The 16153-nt window shown below is 45.5% G+C and carries 15 protein-coding genes; 3 read left to right on the top strand and 12 right to left on the bottom strand.

Annotated elements, in window-relative coordinates:
* Nucleotides 1–55: 55 nt before the first annotated feature.
* Complete coding sequence (locus LFX25_RS01340; protein ID WP_238728521.1) at nucleotides 56–2905, bottom strand: DEAD/DEAH box helicase; 2850 nt, start codon at nucleotides 2903–2905, stop codon at nucleotides 56–58.
* A complete protein-coding gene (locus LFX25_RS01335) occupies nucleotides 2906–3619 on the bottom strand; it encodes a 7-carboxy-7-deazaguanine synthase QueE (RefSeq protein WP_238728519.1) in 714 nt (237 codons plus the stop codon).
* Nucleotides 3620–3943: 324 nt separating this feature from the next.
* Here LFX25_RS01335 and LFX25_RS01330 point away from each other — a divergent pair, with 324 nt between their 5' ends.
* The gene (locus tag LFX25_RS01330) at nucleotides 3944–4846 is read left to right on the top strand and encodes a lysophospholipid acyltransferase family protein (RefSeq protein WP_238728517.1); all 903 of its coding nucleotides are present in this window, start codon (nucleotides 3944–3946) and stop codon (nucleotides 4844–4846) included.
* Between the two features lie 67 nt (nucleotides 4847–4913).
* On the opposite strand, the gene LFX25_RS01325 is transcribed toward LFX25_RS01330, so the two are convergent.
* Nucleotides 4914–5450: an inorganic diphosphatase gene (locus LFX25_RS01325; protein ID WP_118954257.1), complete on the bottom strand. Its 537-nt coding sequence runs from the start codon at nucleotides 5448–5450 to the stop codon at nucleotides 4914–4916.
* Nucleotides 5451–5707: 257 nt separating this feature from the next.
* On the opposite strand from LFX25_RS01325, the gene LFX25_RS01320 reads away from it, so the two are divergent.
* The gene (locus LFX25_RS01320; protein ID WP_238728515.1) at nucleotides 5708–7006 is read left to right on the top strand and encodes a DUF1554 domain-containing protein; all 1299 of its coding nucleotides are present in this window, start codon (nucleotides 5708–5710) and stop codon (nucleotides 7004–7006) included.
* Between the two features lie 62 nt (nucleotides 7007–7068).
* On the opposite strand, the gene LFX25_RS01315 is transcribed toward LFX25_RS01320, so the two are convergent.
* Nucleotides 7069–8400, bottom strand: coding sequence for an MFS transporter (locus LFX25_RS01315; protein WP_238728512.1), 1332 nt, complete (start codon nucleotides 8398–8400; stop codon nucleotides 7069–7071).
* 330 nt (nucleotides 8401–8730) lie between these two features.
* Here LFX25_RS01315 and LFX25_RS01310 point away from each other — a divergent pair, with 330 nt between their 5' ends.
* On the top strand, nucleotides 8731–10530 hold the full coding sequence (locus tag LFX25_RS01310; protein WP_238728510.1) for a hybrid sensor histidine kinase/response regulator: 1800 nt from the start codon (nucleotides 8731–8733) through the stop codon (nucleotides 10528–10530).
* 71 nt (nucleotides 10531–10601) lie between these two features.
* Here LFX25_RS01310 and LFX25_RS01305 read toward each other — a convergent pair whose 3' ends face one another.
* From LFX25_RS01305 to nirD, 8 genes are read right to left on the bottom strand one after another with little or no spacing between them, the layout of a single operon-like run.
* Nucleotides 10602–11795 (bottom strand): molybdopterin molybdotransferase MoeA, encoded by a 1194-nt coding sequence (locus LFX25_RS01305; RefSeq protein WP_238728509.1) that lies wholly within the window; start codon nucleotides 11793–11795, stop codon nucleotides 10602–10604.
* Nucleotides 11792–12700 (bottom strand): bifunctional molybdenum cofactor biosynthesis protein MoaC/MoaB, encoded by a 909-nt coding sequence (gene moaCB / locus LFX25_RS01300; protein WP_238728508.1) that lies wholly within the window; start codon nucleotides 12698–12700, stop codon nucleotides 11792–11794. The genes LFX25_RS01305 and moaCB overlap by 4 nt, the downstream gene beginning before the upstream one ends.
* A gap of 9 nt (nucleotides 12701–12709) precedes the next feature.
* Complete coding sequence (cobA, locus tag LFX25_RS01295; RefSeq protein WP_238728507.1) at nucleotides 12710–13486, bottom strand: uroporphyrinogen-III C-methyltransferase; 777 nt, start codon at nucleotides 13484–13486, stop codon at nucleotides 12710–12712.
* The gene (locus LFX25_RS01290) at nucleotides 13483–14094 is read right to left on the bottom strand and encodes a molybdenum cofactor guanylyltransferase (RefSeq protein WP_238728505.1); all 612 of its coding nucleotides are present in this window, start codon (nucleotides 14092–14094) and stop codon (nucleotides 13483–13485) included. The genes cobA and LFX25_RS01290 overlap by 4 nt, the downstream gene beginning before the upstream one ends.
* Nucleotides 14091–14564 carry a molybdenum cofactor biosynthesis protein MoaE gene (locus LFX25_RS01285; RefSeq protein ID WP_238728504.1) on the bottom strand — a complete coding sequence of 158 codons (474 nt, stop codon included), beginning with the start codon at nucleotides 14562–14564 and terminating at the stop codon, nucleotides 14091–14093. Before LFX25_RS01285 ends, LFX25_RS01290 begins: the two co-directional genes overlap by 4 nt.
* 1 nt (nucleotide 14565) lies before the next feature.
* Nucleotides 14566–14808 (bottom strand): MoaD/ThiS family protein, encoded by a 243-nt coding sequence (locus LFX25_RS01280; RefSeq protein ID WP_238728503.1) that lies wholly within the window; start codon nucleotides 14806–14808, stop codon nucleotides 14566–14568.
* Between the two features lie 2 nt (nucleotides 14809–14810).
* A complete protein-coding gene (locus tag LFX25_RS01275; RefSeq protein ID WP_238728501.1) occupies nucleotides 14811–15764 on the bottom strand; it encodes a GTP 3',8-cyclase MoaA in 954 nt (317 codons plus the stop codon).
* An 18-nt stretch (nucleotides 15765–15782) separates the two neighbouring features.
* Nucleotides 15783–16148: a nitrite reductase small subunit NirD gene (nirD, locus tag LFX25_RS01270; protein WP_238728499.1), complete on the bottom strand. Its 366-nt coding sequence runs from the start codon at nucleotides 16146–16148 to the stop codon at nucleotides 15783–15785.
* Nucleotides 16149–16153 lie beyond the last annotated feature (5 nt).

Below are 16153 nucleotides of genomic sequence, written 5' to 3'. Positions count from 1 at the left end.
AAGGTCCAGAAACTCCGATCAAAATCGGATGTCGAGCAGGAAAACTCCCGACGGTTCAGTTCGGAAGATATACTTGGAAAAGTTGAAAACGATGTTGGATCGTCTTGCCGTTTCTTACTTTGCGGAGTTCTCGATCGAAGTCTTCTTTCACCTTTTGAATCTCGTTTCGGGTACGGTTCATCGCGGATTTTTTCTCCGGCTTTCCTTCCCATTTGAACGCGGCTTCCTGACGCATGAGTTTTTCCTCAAGCTGTCTCAAAGTATTCTGATTGCTGGTTCGAATTTTGAATTCTTCCTTTTGAAAGAGGTCCAAGGTTTGATCTCCGAGTTCCTTTTTTCTGGATTCCACAATTTCATCCAAAACGAGAAAGGTTCGGATTAAATTTTCCTCCACGTTGGCGGGAAGAACGGAACCGGAAACTTCGGGCGATCCGGCTTTGTTCGTCGTTTGCGATTCGCGAAGCTCTTCGGGAAGTTCTTCGATTCGTTTTACCGTTCCGGTGCGCGGATTCGCTTCGAAATAAAACAACTCCGTGCGTTTCAGCGAGAATTGAAATTCCACAAGAAAAACGTAATATTCTTTGTTGGAAACGGAATGAAAGGAAGTGCTCCATCCTTTTTGATTTTGGATGAGATACGAAACCGTCTTATCGATCAAAGGATGACCGAACGCCAAAAATTCCAAACTGTCGTTTTGCAGCGCGAGTTCCGAATCGAAGGTTCCGAGTTTACCCTTGTATTGCGGAGAATCGATTTCATAGATCTGCGGTTTCTTTCGGACCAGTTTAAATCCCGCGGCCTCCGGAAATGTTCGAGTAAAACGAGAAACGAATTCTTCCAAGTGCGTATTGTTAAACGAACGCTCTTCCAAAGTGTGACTGTAATAATCCTGAAGATTGAAGTCGATGAGTTTCGGAGTCACGAGCGCGCCTAGTTTTTCAAACCCCTTCTTTGCGATCTTGATTCGATTGTCGATCTCGTCCTCCATTTCGGTCTTCGATTTATTACCCGTAACGAACTTCATAAACGAAGAATTAAAATCCAATTCGTCTTCGATCGCACCCAACAGTTCGTCCGAAGATCCGATCGATTCCTCGAAAAGACGAATCTTATTCGTAAGGACTTCCAGAATCCGTTCCGCAACCGTATCCTTGCTTGCAAAATTGAAGATGAACACGTTGTCCTTTTGTCCGAAACGGTGGATCCTTCCGATCCTTTGTTCGATCTTAAGCGGGCTCCAAGGAAGATCGTAATTGAAAAGAACGTTCGCGAACTGAAGATTTCGCCCTTCCCCTCCGGCTTCGGTACAGATCAAAATTTCGGTCTTCGTCTTAAATTCCACGATCGCCCTTTCTTTCGCGTCCGCGCTGAGAGAACCGTGAAACAAGGTCACTTGAAAATCGGCAAGAACGGAAGCCAAAAAATCCTGAGTCGTTCTAAACTGCGTAAATATGATGAATTTTGAATGTCCTTCTTTTTGAAGTTTCAAGATCGTTTCTTTCAGCTTGACGGACTTCTTGTCCTCTTTGATTTTTTTACCGAGCAAAATCAAACGATTCAGGGAAAGAAGCTCCCGCTTTAAACTCTGAAGATCGAGTTGGACCGATTCGTCCAAACCGGATACGAACTCTTCCACGTCTTCGGTTTCATCGAGATCCCATTCTTCCAACTTGGATTCCATTTGTTTGATATGATGGAATCGATTCTCCAAAAGGAACTTTCGTTTTGTCAGAGCGGACAAAAGAGCGAACACGGAAGAATCCAAGAGTTTCTGAAACACGATCATCACGAATCCGATCGCGCGGTTCTGCGTCCTCATCGCGAGATTGTATTCTCTTCGGACGTAGTTCGTGGTTTCTTCGTAAAATTCCCGTTCGACGGGAGAAAGTTCGATCCGAACCGTTTTGGCGAATCGTTTCGTAAAACCGCCGACTTCCACCTTTCTTCTCCGTAAAAGTACTTTCGAGATCTTATCCTTGAGGTCGGTTTTGTTCCCGAGAATATAATCGTTTACGAATGTATGATACGGACCCAGAATGTTCGGATCGATGAGATGTATAATATAATAGAGTTCTTCGAGTTTTCCGCGGAACGGAGTCGCCGTCAAAAGAAGAAGGCATTCGCACTTTTTGGAAATCTTTTCCGCAAAAAGATAGGCGCGCGTAATTTTGTGATAATCCCTTCTGAGCCTGTGAGCCTCGTCGAAAATGACAATGTCCCATTTCGTTTTGAGAATCTCTTCCGCGTATTTCGGATTTTTGATGAAGTCGACCGAAGTGATCGCGTGCTGAAAATTCTTCCAGTTCTTTTCCCCGTCGGTGTGGAAGTTCTTTCGTTTAACGATTTCAAAGTCCTCGTTGAACTTATTCTTCAGCTCCTGTTGCCATTGAACCAAAAGCGGAGAAGGCGCGACAATCAGAACTTTTTTGTAACCTCGACGAAAGATCAGCTCCTTCATCACGAGAGCGGCCTCGATGGTTTTCCCTAAGCCCACTTCGTCCGCGAGAATAAACCGCGGCCGCAAACTGTTCACGACGATATACGTGGATTCGATCTGATGCGGAAGAAGTCTCGTTCTCGAATTGGAAAGCGCCGAAAGTTTATCGAATGCGTGCGTGAGCTTGAGTTCGTACGCGGTAAGAGATAAATCCATCAAACCGGCTTGTTCGCCGACGTTTCTCAGAGGAGACGGATAACCCGGAAGAATTCTCAAGTAAGGAGAATTTTCAGACACCGTCTTTTTCGAAGCGGTGGAGGCGAATTCGATCGTAAACTTTCCTTCGTCCGAAGACGCGATCTTTCCGATTCCCGATTCGGGAGAATTGGTCAAATAACAAAAGTCCCCGCGATAACCGGAGCGCGGATTGGATTCGAAATCGAGGCTGAGCTGTAGAGTATCTTCCAACTAAACTCCCCTCTTATCGCCCCAAATGTATTTATGCGTTTGTAAAGAAAGACGAAGCCCCGAACCTAAGGAAGACTTCATCCATTCCGCGAGAAGCTCCGCGGACAATTCTCCCTGAACCGGAGAAGCTAAAAGATTTCCCGATAATTTCCGGTTTTCGATTACTTCCAAACATCTTTCAAAATCGATTCGATCCCGGATCACAAACTTAATCTCATCCAACTCATTCTTTCTTTCTTTATAGATTTCCAAATTCTTCAGATTCATCCGATCTTCCATACCGGAACCCGGAAGCTTATAATCCAAAGTAAAAACGAAGTGATCCAATCCTTCGATCGATTCTGCTCCGTTCGTTTCCACTCTCGGTCTTGGATAAGAACCGTTCGTGTTTCTTATTCTAAAAATTTCTTCGCCCAATGCGACGCTGAAATCTCTGTTTTTTCCTTCCAGCGGTTCGCCTCCGGTAAGAAGAATCTGCGTCTGCACGGGACTCAGTTCTTGAATCCGATTCAAGACTTGATTCAAACTCATCTCTTCTCCCGCGCTCGGCGACAAAGCATACGGAGTATCGCACCACAATCTTCTGCCGATCGTCATTCCGCATCGAAGAGAACAACCGGCCATACGAACGAACACGGTGGGAATGCCCGTGGAAATTCCTTCCCCGGAAAGAGAAAGATAGATTTCATGTACGGAGGTTTTCAGATTGTCCATGGGTTCTTTCGAGTACAAGATTTTTCTTTCAGCAAGCAAGGAGATCGTAAAAAAAATGGAAAGGTAAATTCCAGAATTTACGACCTGCCCTTTGCGGTCAACTCTCGGAGATTCCATTTTTAAAACAAAGAATGAAACCTTGCTTAGTTTGATTCTACAATAAAGGCGGTGAAAATCAGCCGTTCTTTTGCTTGTCAATCCGCACGGAAAACGGTCCCTTTGCATAAGAACCTGTCCTTTTCGACAGACCTTGCAGCTTGACCTTTTCGATCATAAGAGATTCGTTTTTAGAACACGCTGTAAAAACTAGTTCTTGGGGATACCTTGATTCGTTATATACCGTCTTTTATCTTTGTTTATCTTTTTTATCTTCCGTTTCGAATTTTACCGTATCGTTTGTGTCTTTTATACGGAAGATTTCTTGTCATTCTTTTGTATCCGTTTGCGAGAAAGCATAGAAAAATCGCGTATGATAATATATCACACGCATTTCCGGAATATACGGAAGCACAGAAAAAGGAACTCGTCTGGAAGAGTATTCTCCATATCGGAAATCTCGTAGCGGGAACCTTATTCGCGCCGCGCTTGAACCAAAAATGGATGGATCGTTATCTCGTATATGATCCTGAATCTTTAGCGATCGAAAAGAAAACCAACGAAGAAGGAATCGGGGTCGTTTTGATTTCGGGTCACTTTGGTACTTGGGAAATCCTCGTTCAGTTTATGGGAATCCGCATGAAAGGCGGAGGGATTTATAAAAAAGTAAGAAACCCGTTCGTAGATAAACTGATTTATAAACTCAGAACAAAGAACAACATCAGACTCGTTTCCACCGAAGAATCCAGCCAAGTCACGAAGATGTTGAAGCAGGGATATTGGGTAGGATTCGGTTCGGATCAAAACGCGGGCAAGGTGGGAATCTTCGTAAACTTTTTCAATCGTCCCGCTTCCACATATCAAGGCCCGGCATTGATGGCCTATCTCACCGGAGCCAAAATGCTTTTGTATTCGGTTCTTTGCGGTGAACACGGAAAGGTAATCGTTCGCGTAAAAGACCTAGGTTATGTGGATAAGAAGGCCTTTCCCGATCGCGAAACCGCGATCCGTCATTATACGGAAGTTTGGACAAAGGCTTTAGAAGAAGAAGTGAGATTGTATCCGGAACAATACTTTTGGGTTCACAGAAGATGGAGAACCAAACCCGGAGATTTTCCCGGACAAGTTTAAACGGAGAATTCTTCCGTTCAAAAAGCGTCCTCGTCGAACCCGGACGTTTTTTGAACGAAAAGAAAAATCATTTTTTCGGAAATGTTTTCTTATACAATTCCAAAGAATCCAAAACGATCTTTCTCGCCAATTCGGCGTTCTGAAATTCTTCAATGACGACCGTTTTGTTTTCGAGTTTTTTATAATCTTCAAAGAAATGTTTGAGTTCCAATGTGAAGTGCGGTGGAAGTTCGGAAATATCGTTGATATGATTTACGGACATATCGTTCGCCGCGACCGCGATAATCTTGTCGTCTTCTTCTCCCGAATCCAACATTCTCATCACTCCGACGACTTTCGCTTTTACTAAACACAAAGGCTCTAGTTCCACTTGCGATAAAACGAGAATGTCGAGAGGATCGTGATCCCCGCAATACGACTGAGGAATAAATCCGTAATTGGCCGGATAATAAAAAGAAGAGTATAAAACTCGGTCGAGTTTGAGAATCCCGTATTCTTTATCGACTTCGTATTTTGCACGGCTGCCGCGTTTGATTTCGATGACGCCGTTTACGATTTCCGGAACTTGATCGCCGGGGGAAATATCATGCCAAGGGTGTACCATATCTAAAACTTTTTTAGGGTAAGAAGGGAAGGCAAGTGTAAAAACTGCCGGTTTTCCGACCGGAATCGAATACGCTAAATTAAGGCGGATTTCTCGCTTTTCGGATTGGAATGCCGGCAATCCGCTTTCAACGGACCTTACCTATTCAATTAAAGCTCCCGATTTATAGAACGGAAATTATCGAATTTTTTTGATAAATTCTCGGAAACTAGTCAATAAATTTTATACCGACGGTTAAATTGAATGAGGAAATTCCTATGCGTAAACAAACCCTTTTTCTCATTCCTATTCTGATTCTTTTTCAATGCGCTCAAGCGGACAAGGTTCAGTTCGACGCTTCCAAAGGTTTAGGCGGCGTGATCCAAATTGTTGCCACGGAAGTCGTTAATACGCCCGTAAACGGCAATCAGCAAAGCGGCGGATCAAGCGGGAGCAACGGCATTTCTTACGGTGGACATATTTCCGGACTTGTGAGCGGAAGTATTACTCTTTCCAACGGAAGTTCCAATGTGATCCTCACCCCCACTTCTCCGGGGATTACGGGTGGTGCGGGGAGTTATCAATTCTCTTCTTCTCTGAGCAGCGGTTCCTCTTACGATGTTTCCATTTCTTCGTTTCCCGCAAATCTTTCCTGTAACATTTATAATTATTCCGGTACGGCCTCCGCCACAGTTACGGATATAGACGTTTATTGCTATTCGGTCGTGATTACTTCAACCCTTACAATCGTAGAAGGAACGTCCAATCCTTCGAATAATTTTTCTCTGAGTCTTTCCCATCCGCCGGGTCCGGTTGCGGGTTCGTCCGTAAGCGTGACTTATCCTAGTTTTCCTTCAAACCTAAGCGTCACTTCCGCATTACCGACAACTCTTTCCACGACGACCGTCAATCGCACGGTCAACGCTACGAACGAAACAGGCACTCCCGACTTTGCAAATGAGAGCGAGACGATCACGGCAAGAGTGGCTCAATCGATAGGAAGTGCGACTAACGTTTCCGTGACTTCGGACATTACGATCACCGATAATGATAAAAGAATGTATCTTGCTCCGATTGCGAGCGGAACCGGTAACACGGGCGGAAAGGCGGGAGCGGATACGATCTGCAACTCGAATAAACCCGGTTATATTACCGGATCCGTCGCGGCTATGATCGGAACGTCCACAAGAAAACCGTTACCGACTCCGAGCAGCGACTGGCCGTTGAAACCTCTTTATACATATTACAGAGACAACACAACCACGATTATCGCAAACTCCAATAGCGGAGCGATTCTTCCTTTTTCTTGGAGCAATAAAGTCAGCGGTAACGCGGGAGTTACCGCAGCGTTCGCTTGCCCTGCGATGGGAAGCCCTGCCTGCGGTTATATTACGGGAATGGACAATACTTGGACCGTTCTATTAGGTCAAAACTGCGGCAACTGGACGAGCAATTCTTCGTCTGCGAGTGGAATGACCGGTTGGGCCGGCAGCACAGATTCGAACGCACTATCTTACTTTGCTTCGGCCTGTGATACGATCGGTTCTTCCGCAAATATTATCTGCGTAGAACTTTAAAATTTCTGAATGTTTTTTAACGAGCGAAAAAGTTAAGAAATTTAAACTTTCCCCGAAGGCTTTTAGGCCTTCGGTTTCCAGCTCCAAGTAATCGCAAGCAGCGCAAGAGCGATCAAAGTCGAAGCAATAATCAAATACAAAGATTGTTCCCAATGAAAGCCCGGTTGTTTGCTCAGCCACCCGATCGCTTTCGAAAGCGCCGTTCTTCCCAAATATCCGAACAGACCGATAAATCCCGCAGCGGTTCCGACCGCCTTTTTGGAGGTAAAATCCAAACCGGCAACGCCTAACAACATCACAGGCGGATAAATAAAAAAGCCGACCACGCCGAACAACGTCAAATCCAACCAAAGATGACCGGGTGGGGTAAATAATAAGGCGATCAAAGCGGATAAAATGGGGAGCATACAAAGAAAACTCACCATTCCCCTTTTACCTCCGAGCTTATCCGAACCCCAACCCACCAATAACGTGGAACCGATTCCTGCGAATTCATAAATCAGGGTGCTGACCCCGCCTTTTTCCAACGTCGCTCCTTTTGCGAACTTGAGATATGTAGGACCGATATCCGTTAAACTATAGCGAACCACATAGACGAAAAAGTTTGCGAGGGCAAACGTCCAAATATAATAATTCTTTAATACGGAACCGACTATGATTTCCCGAAACGACAGTTCCCTTTCCTGTTCTTGCGCGGAAATTCTGGATTCTTTTTCCGGATCTTCTTGATATTCTTCGATCGGAGGAAGACCCACGGACTGCGGAGTATCCACTAATCGAAAAAGAAGATATACCGCGGTTACGATCGCAATCGACGCGGGAATATAGAACGCGTTTCTCCAACCCCACCAAGCCGCGCTGTAAGCGGCGACGACGCCGACTAAACCGCCGCCGACGTTGTGCGCAATATTCCAAATCGCGAATTTAGCGCCTCTTTCCGTCACTCCGAACCAATGTCCAAGAGAACGTCCGCAAGGAGGCCAGCCCATTCCTTGAACCAATCCGTTCAAAGCCCAGAGATAAAAATGAACCTCGTATGAACTGGAAGATCCGAAAATAAAATTACAAACCGCGGTTAAAATCAAACCCAAAGGCATAAAGTATTTCGGATTGCTTCGATCGGACAAAGCGCCCATCACAAATTTTCCAAGACCGTACGTGATCGCTGTAACCGCGAGAATATTCGTAATCTGCTCTTGGTTGTAATGAAGAGCCTCCCCCATTTCTTTGGAAACGACGGGGAAATTATTTCTGACAAGATAAAAAACCGCATAACCGATAAAGGTTGCCTCTAAAATTCTCCACCGAAATCGAGGATACTGCCGATCGATTTCATCTTTCGGTAAAAGAGGTTTCGGTTTTGCGGGAAGAAAGAAACGCAGAGCTGAAATCATTAGGGCACAATCTTAAGGATCTGCGCCGTCTTACAAGATCATTTTGCTCTGAAGTCGAACACGCGAAAGCGGATTTCGTTTTTTCGCGAAGTCGGATTAAAAAAATTGCAAGAGACTTTTGTCGAAAATAAAGAAACGAAAGCGAAGAACTTCCTAGTTTCCGAAAAAAAATGAAATCGACAACTAAGTACAAAGGGTTATAAAATAAATCGTTCACGAACAATCGCAAATCAGGAAAATACTTTCCCGAAATCGAAAAAATAAAATCGTCGAAATTAAATTGGAATTCTCATTCAAAATAGGAAAGTATCATTTTATAACTTACGATATATGATTCAAAATTTGCCGATTTCAGCCCCCGCTCGAATTTCTTTCTTATACTTGCTTCTTGCATCGGCTTGGATTTTTTTTTCCGATCAATTTATCAGTTTATTGTCGTTTGATCCTTTCATTCTTACAACTCTGCAAACATACAAAGGCTGGGCCTTCGTTACGACCACGACGGTCTTATTATTCTTCATATTGAATCGCTATTTTCTTCTTTTAAAAAAAGAAACCGAAGAACAGAAGGCGGCCGAAACGGCATTGATCGAATCCGAAAGACGATTCAGAGTCACTCTTGAAAATATAAATCTGATCGGATTGGGGCTTGATTCCGAGGCGAACATTACCTTTTGCAACGATTACCTTTTAAACCTAAGCGGATGGAAACGCGAAGAAATCATCGGTAAAAACTGGTTCGATTATTTTTTGCCGGAACAAGAGAAAGATCAAGTTCGCTCTATTTTTAAAGAAGCGGTCAAAACAAAAACTCTTCCCTTACATTACGATAATTATCTCCAGACGAGAAGCGGCGAGAAAAGATTGATTCAATGGGACAATACCCTTCTTCAAAACGCCGAGGGAGACGTAATCGGAACGATCAGCATCGGCACCGATATCACGGATCGAAAAAAGGCGGAATCCGATCGTCTCGAATTGGAACGAAGATTGCTGCATGCCCAAAAACTGGAAAGTCTGGGGGTACTTGCGGGGGGAATCGCTCACGACTTCAACAACCTACTCGGAGGAATTTTCGGTTATATAGATCTTGCGCGCGAAAAGGTCAGCGACGACGATCCGATCGCAAGGCATCTCGATAAGGCGATCAACGTGTTCAATCGTGCGAGAGATTTGACGCAACAACTTCTTACCTTTGCAAAAGGAGGAAAACCGATTCGTAAGACCGGTTCGTTGGCTCCTTTGTTAAACGACTGTGTTCTTTTCGCATTGAGCGGCTCGAACGTTTCCTGCCATTTCGATATCGATCCGAACCTTTGTCTTTGCGATTTCGACGAAAACCAAATCCATCAAGTCATCGAAAACATCATCATCAATTCCATTCAATCCATGCCGTTGGGAGGAACGATTCAAGTTACCGCAAAGAACGCGTATCTTCCGAAAGACAATGCGAAACACTTGCAAGAAGGTGAATATGCTCTCATCTCCGTGAAAGACAGCGGAATCGGAATTCCCAAGGATCTCCTTTCCCGAATTTTTGAACCGTTCTTTACGACGAAACAAAAAGGAACCGGACTCGGACTGGCAACTTCGTATTCCATCATTCAAAAACACGACGGAGGAATCGAAGTCATCTCCGAGCCGGGCTTAGGAAGCACGTTCAACATTTATCTCCCGATGTCCAAAAATAAAATCGAAGGCGTTCACAAACGCGATCCGAAATATCATCAAGGCCGGGGAAAAATTCTCATTATGGACGATGAAGAATTCATTCTCGAAATTTTTTCGGATATGCTGGAAAGAATGGGTTATACGACGGCACATGCAAAGAACGGAGCCGAAGCCATTCAACTTTTTACGAAAGCGAGGGATTCCCGCCGGCCGTTCGATGTTTTGATTTTCGATCTTACGATTCCAGGCGGCATGGGCGGCGAAAAAACGATTTCCGAAATCAGAAAGATCGATCCCGATGTGATTGCGATCGCTTCCAGCGGTTATTCGGAAGATCCGATCATCTCTTCCCCGAAGGAATACGGTTTTCATGCAAGTCTTAGAAAACCGTTTCGCAAAAGCGATCTCGCAGAGTTGTTGGAAAAGGTTTTCGACGGAAAACGGGTTCTTCGATCGTAAGCATAGCCGCAAATCTCGTTTCGTAAAACGGTTTCTCTTTTCTTTTTAGTACGTCGATCGACCGAATTCGTTTACCAAGGAAGAAAATCCAGAACGTCTCCGTCGTTGATTTCCGATCGGTCCGGTGGATGTAAGGCGATTCCGTCCGAAGACAATCCCGCTCGAATATCGCCGCTTCCGTTAAACGACTTTGCCGCAATACCGGTCAGTTCCTTCGTCTCGAAACAAACCGGAAAGTATTCCGGCAAAGAATTCTTCTTTTTACGCATTCCAAAAAATGAATATCTTTGGGCCGGTAGAATAGGCAAACCCAGGTAGGCTCGAATATAAGGATCCAAAAAAAGTCTCGCACAAACCTGGACGCTGAACGGATTTCCGGGCAAACCGAACACCGCGGTTTTTTCCTTGCGACCGAACCAAATCGGCTTACCGGGTTTGAGATGAACTTTGTGAAAAACTTCCTCGACTCCAAGTCGTTTTAACAAGGGCGGAACCAAATCCATACTTCCCATAGAAACACCGCCGGACAAAAGAAGAATGTCCGAATTTAATCCTTGTTCCAAGGCCCGGTCGATTTTCGATTCTTCATCCGGAACAAGAAGTGCGGCCTGAGGGATGATTTCGTATTTGCGCAACATCGCGAGCAACGAATAGGAATTGGAATCCCGAATCTGAACCGGATTCGGCTTTGCGTCGATCGGAATGACCTCGTTTCCGGTCGAGATGATCGTAACTTTCGGAAGAGAACTCACGGAAACCCGATCGATTCCTAACGAAGCCAGCAAAGAAATTTCCGGCATCAGGATCTTCGTTCCCGTTTTTAAAACGAAATCGCCCCGTTTTAAATCCTCTCCCTGAAGAGCTATATTCAAATATTGGAATACTTTTTTCGAGTTCAAACGCACTTGCGTTTCGGAAGAATTTTTGGAGACTTCTTCGCTTTCCTCGATTTTAATCACGGCGTCCAAACCCGCCGGAACGGCCGCACCGGTCATGATCTTAACGATTTCTTCTCCTGGATCGAGAACGGATTCCATTCCCGCAAAGACCTCTTTTTTACAGTGATAGACTTTGCCGGATTCATATCGATCGCTCCGAATCGCATAACCGTCCATAGTCGAACGAGGAAAAGGAGGATAATCCCGATCCGCGGAAATATCCTGCGCCAATACTCTTCCTAGGGTTTCCTTTAAGGGAAGAACTTCGATCTCCGACTTCGGAATCTGCGACAGAATTTTCGAAATCGCTTCTTCGATGGAGATCAATGCCCTTCTCCCCGCATCATTTTTTTTGCGTGAAAGATCGCCGGAAAAATCGCCTTGAGACTTTCTCTTGCACCGTTGGAGCTGCCCGGCACACATACGACCAAAGTCTTTTTGATTCTCCCCGCCAAGGAACGGGACAACATCGCATACGGAGTTCTATCTTGGCCAAAGGATCGCATCGCTTCCGCGATTCCCGGAATTTCCTGATCCAATAAAGCCCTTACCGTATCCGTCGTGTTGTCTCTCGGTCCAAGGCCCGTTCCACCCGTGGTCACGATGAGATCGATTCCGAGTTCGACCCAAGAAAGAACTTTCTTTCGGATCTCCTCCGGCTCATCGGGAACGATCCGGTAATCGGCCAATTGTACATTCGATTCTTTGAATATATCTTCGATGACTTTGCCTGAAGCATCCTCTCGTTTGCCCGCAAACGTGGAATCGGAACAAACCAGAATGGCGGCTTTTGCTCCATCCGCAAATTTGGAAATTTGCGTCTCGCTCTTACCGCCCTTCTTTTCCAAAAGACGAACGGAAGAAATCTCCAATTCCTTATCGATCGGTTTTAACAAATCGTAAATCGTCAGAGCGGCGACGCTCAAACCGGTCAACACTTCCATTTCGATTCCGGTCTTTCCGATCGATTTTCCGCTTGCGAGAATTCTTACGCCCCTCTCCACCAATTCGAACGTAAGATCGAATGAATCGATATTGACCGGATGACAATGGGGAATCAGGTCGGAAGTTTTTTTTGATGCGAGCAAACCGCTTGCCTTTGCGACTCCGAAAAGATCGCCTTTCGGCAGGGAATTCTCCTTAATTCTTTTCAGGGTTTCGGGCGTACAATATACGAACCCCTCAGCCGTCGCCGAACGAAGGCTGATTTTTTTTTCAGTAATATCGATCATTCTTTTGTCCTAACTGAAAGTATGAGGACGATGGATGAGCGTTCGAAGAGAATCCATTTTCAGATAATAATCGATGATGTCTCCGATAATCAGAAGCGCAGGTGAACTGACTTCGCTCTTTTCGGCCACAACACGAATGTTTCCCAAATTTCCCGTAACGATTCTTTGATGCGCGAGCGTCGCGTTTTCCACGATCCCGACGGGAAGACTTTCCGGATTTCCACTTTCGATCAGATCATCCACAATCTCTTTGAGTGAATTCAAACCCATATAAACGACGAGAGTTTTTCCTTCACAGGAAAGATTTTTGAAGCTCTGAGAATTTTTTCCATTCTTTCCATGACCCGAAAGATAAAGAATTTCTTTAGAATATTCGCGATGCGTAAGCGGAAAACCGAGACTCGCAACGGCGCCGGAAGCGGTCGTAATACCGGCCACGATCTCGCATTCGATTCCCAAATTCAGAAGGAATTCGTATTCCTCGCCTACTCGTCCGAAGACGGAAGGATCTCCTCCTTTGAGCCGAATCACGGTTTTATACTGCAGCGCGGCGTCGGCGATTTTTTGATTGAGGTCGATTTGCTGACAACTGTGTTGTCCCAACCGTTTCCCCACGTAGATAAGCTCCGTTTTTTTACGGCACAGTTTCAATATCTTAGAAGAGACCAAGTCGTCGTAAAGAACCACTTCCGCCATACGGAGAATCTTGACAGCCCTGCGTGTAAGAAGCTCCGGATCTCCAGGCCCCGCGCCGACCAAATAAACTTTTCCGTATTCCGCATTCATACGACGACCTCCGAAGAGATTCCGATTTCGTTCGGAGTATTATAATTGATGAATGCGTTTTCAAACGCGTCAGAAGAATCGAACTCGATCCATTTCGTTTCCGCTTCCTTTAAAATTCCGCTCGGCGAACCGATTTTAGAAGGAGAATTCCATTTTTTGAATGTGTTTTTCAATAGCTCGGACGTATAAATCGCAGGAAACGGTTCGATTTGATCTTGGCGTTTCCATGCGTACGCTGATTTTTCCGAGTCGTTCCGATATTCTTCCAAGAGCCGAACGAGAATCGTTGGATCCGGGATCGGCATATCGCAGGCGATAACCAAATAATCGGCGGTCGTATCGCCAAGGTGCGCGGCAAGAATTCCGGAAATCGGTCCTTGATCTTCAAAGATATCTTCCACTAATTCAAAGGAAGAGTTCTCTTTTTGATACGCGGCTCTTTGTTCTTTTCGGATCGAGATCAAACAACGATCGGTAAATTCTCGCAAAAGTTCGTACCGTTTGCGAACCCACGACTGACCCTCCGTGACAAGAAGTCCCTTGTCCCTTCCCATGCGCGAGGAATATCCTCCGCAAAGAATCAATCCGATGGGCGTTCGTTTTATCATCGATGCGCCCTCAAAGGCGTATAACGTTCATGTCCGGTCGTGCCCGCGGCGCAACCCGCGCAATTGAGAGTCCATTCCGAAGTTCCGTCTTCGTAAAATTCCTTTTTCCAAATCGGAACCTCGTGTTTGACTCGGTCGATAATATATCGATTCGCTTCGTACGCTTCCTTACGATGCGAAGAAGTCGTGATCACACAGACGGATGATTCTTCCGGTTGAACGGTTCCCGTTCTATGAACGCAGATCGCTTTTTTTAAATGAAAGATCGCTGTCGCTTCTTCCAAAATTTTTGCGATCATCGGTCCGGCCATCGGAGGATACGCTTCGTAAAAGAGATGAGTCACTTTCTTATGATCCGTGCCCGCGTTGTCTCTGGGTTCTCCGCTGAAAAGTACGACTGCGCCGCTGGAAGGATCGTGTCCTTGCGAAATTAAGAATGCGAGATCGATCGGTTCTTCTTGAAGATGCATATCAGCCTCCGCTCAAAGGAGGAAGTATCAATACGACTTCCCCTTCTTCCACGATTCGATCGGCTCCGACCATTTTATCCTGAACCGCCCAAAGGGATACGTCCAAAATTCCGCTCGTGGCCGGTTTCTTTTTGCGCATCTCCTCAACAACGTCCAGTACGCGAACCGGAGTTTCCAAGTTGAGAACGAAGTCGGATTGAAAATGATCCTTTAAAATTCCGAATGTTTTTACCGCTACGTTCATCTTTAACCTCCGATCGCCATCATGGTTAGGTCGCTTCCTTTAAACCGAACGTCCTGTTTTTGACGCAACGCCAACGTAAGAATCTGTTCCATCTCGATCCCCTGTTCCATCAACTTAGGAAGCGGAAACCCGGTCGAGGAACTCAAACAACCGTAAAGATTTCCCTTGCTGTCCAATCGTAGACGATCGCAATCGCGGCAGAACGGAGCCGATTCGTTTGCGATAATTCCGAAAGAACGTCCTTCCTTCGTCGTCCAATAATTTGCCGTGGAGGATTCTTTTCTGACCTGCGGAGTCAGAGTTCCGAATTCGCTTTCCACGCGGTCCAAAATCTCGTGTTGTTTAAAAATCGGAACCGTATCCGAATTCTGAAGATAACCCATTTTCATCAGTTCCAAAAACCGCGGAAGAATCCCCTTGCTCCAAGAATATTCAAGAATTGGAATAATCTGATCCTCGTTTTTTCCGCGAACCAACGTGCAGTTGATTCGTACCTTCATGCCGGTCGAAACGGCCGCGTCGATTCCGTTTAACGTCTGTTTGAACGCGGAACGGCGGCTCATCTTTTGAAACGATTCCTGCGTAACTCCGTCCAAAGAAACGTTTACCGAATCGAGCCCGGCTTCCTTCAATTCCTCGATTTGTTTGGATAAAACCGAACCGTTGGTCGTGATCGAAACTTCGGGAATATTCAGGTTTTTAATTTCTCGAACGAGAATTTTCAATCCGGGATAAAGAGTCGGTTCTCCTCCGGTGAGACGAACCTTCTTCAGATTTAAAGCGGAATGCAGACCTTTCACGACGCGAACCCATTCTTCCGTTTTTAGTAAATCCGTTTTTTTTAAACCGAACTCCGAGGTTTCGCGATCCACGCAGTAAGTGCAGGCGAAATTGCAACGATCCAAAAGGCTGATTCTAAGAGTTCGAAAACTCCTGCCGAAACCGTCGCTTATCATAACCTCACCCCGCGTTTTTCATTTCGCCACCACGGAGGAATCTACGGCAACGTACACCGTTCCACCTTCGACCTTAACGGGAAAAGTGCGGACGGAATACGATTCGCCCGAGATACATTCTCCCGATTTGAGAGAGAAGGATTTCTTATGCAGAGGACAAGCGACCTTAGGTTCGCCTTGGGAATCACCGGTAAGTCCTCTGGATAAAACCATATCTCCCGTATGAGGGCAGCGATTCTCACAAGCATACCATTCATCTTCTTGTTGGAAATGAAAAATTGCGATTTGCTCGTCCCCAATCTTTGCACAAGTCCCCCCGTTCCGGGAGAATTCCGAAATGGGAGCGACTTCAATCCAGACTTTTTCTTCGATCGTAGTTTGCATGTTAG

Origin of the sequence: Leptospira sanjuanensis (assembly GCF_022267325.1) — a bacterium.
Taxonomy (GTDB): Bacteria; Spirochaetota; Leptospiria; order Leptospirales; family Leptospiraceae; genus Leptospira; species Leptospira sanjuanensis.
This window is presented reverse-complemented; position numbering and strand designations above follow the sequence as displayed.

Excerpts from the sequence above, each read along its gene's own strand:
- LFX25_RS01290 (WP_238728505.1), bottom strand. The coding sequence starts at position 14,094 with ATGATAAAACGAACGCCCATCGGATTGATTCTTTGCGGAGGATATTCC.
- LFX25_RS01320 (WP_238728515.1), top strand. The coding sequence starts at position 5,708 with ATGCGTAAACAAACCCTTTTTCTCATTCCTATTCTGATTCTTTTTCAA.
- LFX25_RS01280 (WP_238728503.1), bottom strand. The coding sequence starts at position 14,808 with ATGAACGTAGCGGTAAAAACATTCGGAATTTTAAAGGATCATTTTCAA.
- LFX25_RS01325 (WP_118954257.1), bottom strand. The coding sequence starts at position 5,450 with ATGGTACACCCTTGGCATGATATTTCCCCCGGCGATCAAGTTCCGGAA.
- cobA (WP_238728507.1), bottom strand. The coding sequence starts at position 13,486 with ATGAATGCGGAATACGGAAAAGTTTATTTGGTCGGCGCGGGGCCTGGA.
- LFX25_RS01285 (WP_238728504.1), bottom strand. The coding sequence starts at position 14,564 with ATGCATCTTCAAGAAGAACCGATCGATCTCGCATTCTTAATTTCGCAA.
- moaCB (WP_238728508.1), bottom strand. The coding sequence starts at position 12,700 with ATGATCGATATTACTGAAAAAAAAATCAGCCTTCGTTCGGCGACGGCT.
- LFX25_RS01335 (WP_238728519.1), bottom strand. The coding sequence starts at position 3,619 with ATGGACAATCTGAAAACCTCCGTACATGAAATCTATCTTTCTCTTTCC.
- nirD (WP_238728499.1), bottom strand. The coding sequence starts at position 16,148 with ATGCAAACTACGATCGAAGAAAAAGTCTGGATTGAAGTCGCTCCCATT.
- LFX25_RS01310 (WP_238728510.1), top strand. The coding sequence starts at position 8,731 with ATGATTCAAAATTTGCCGATTTCAGCCCCCGCTCGAATTTCTTTCTTA.
- LFX25_RS01315 (WP_238728512.1), bottom strand. The coding sequence starts at position 8,400 with ATGATTTCAGCTCTGCGTTTCTTTCTTCCCGCAAAACCGAAACCTCTT.
- LFX25_RS01275 (WP_238728501.1), bottom strand. The coding sequence starts at position 15,764 with ATGATAAGCGACGGTTTCGGCAGGAGTTTTCGAACTCTTAGAATCAGC.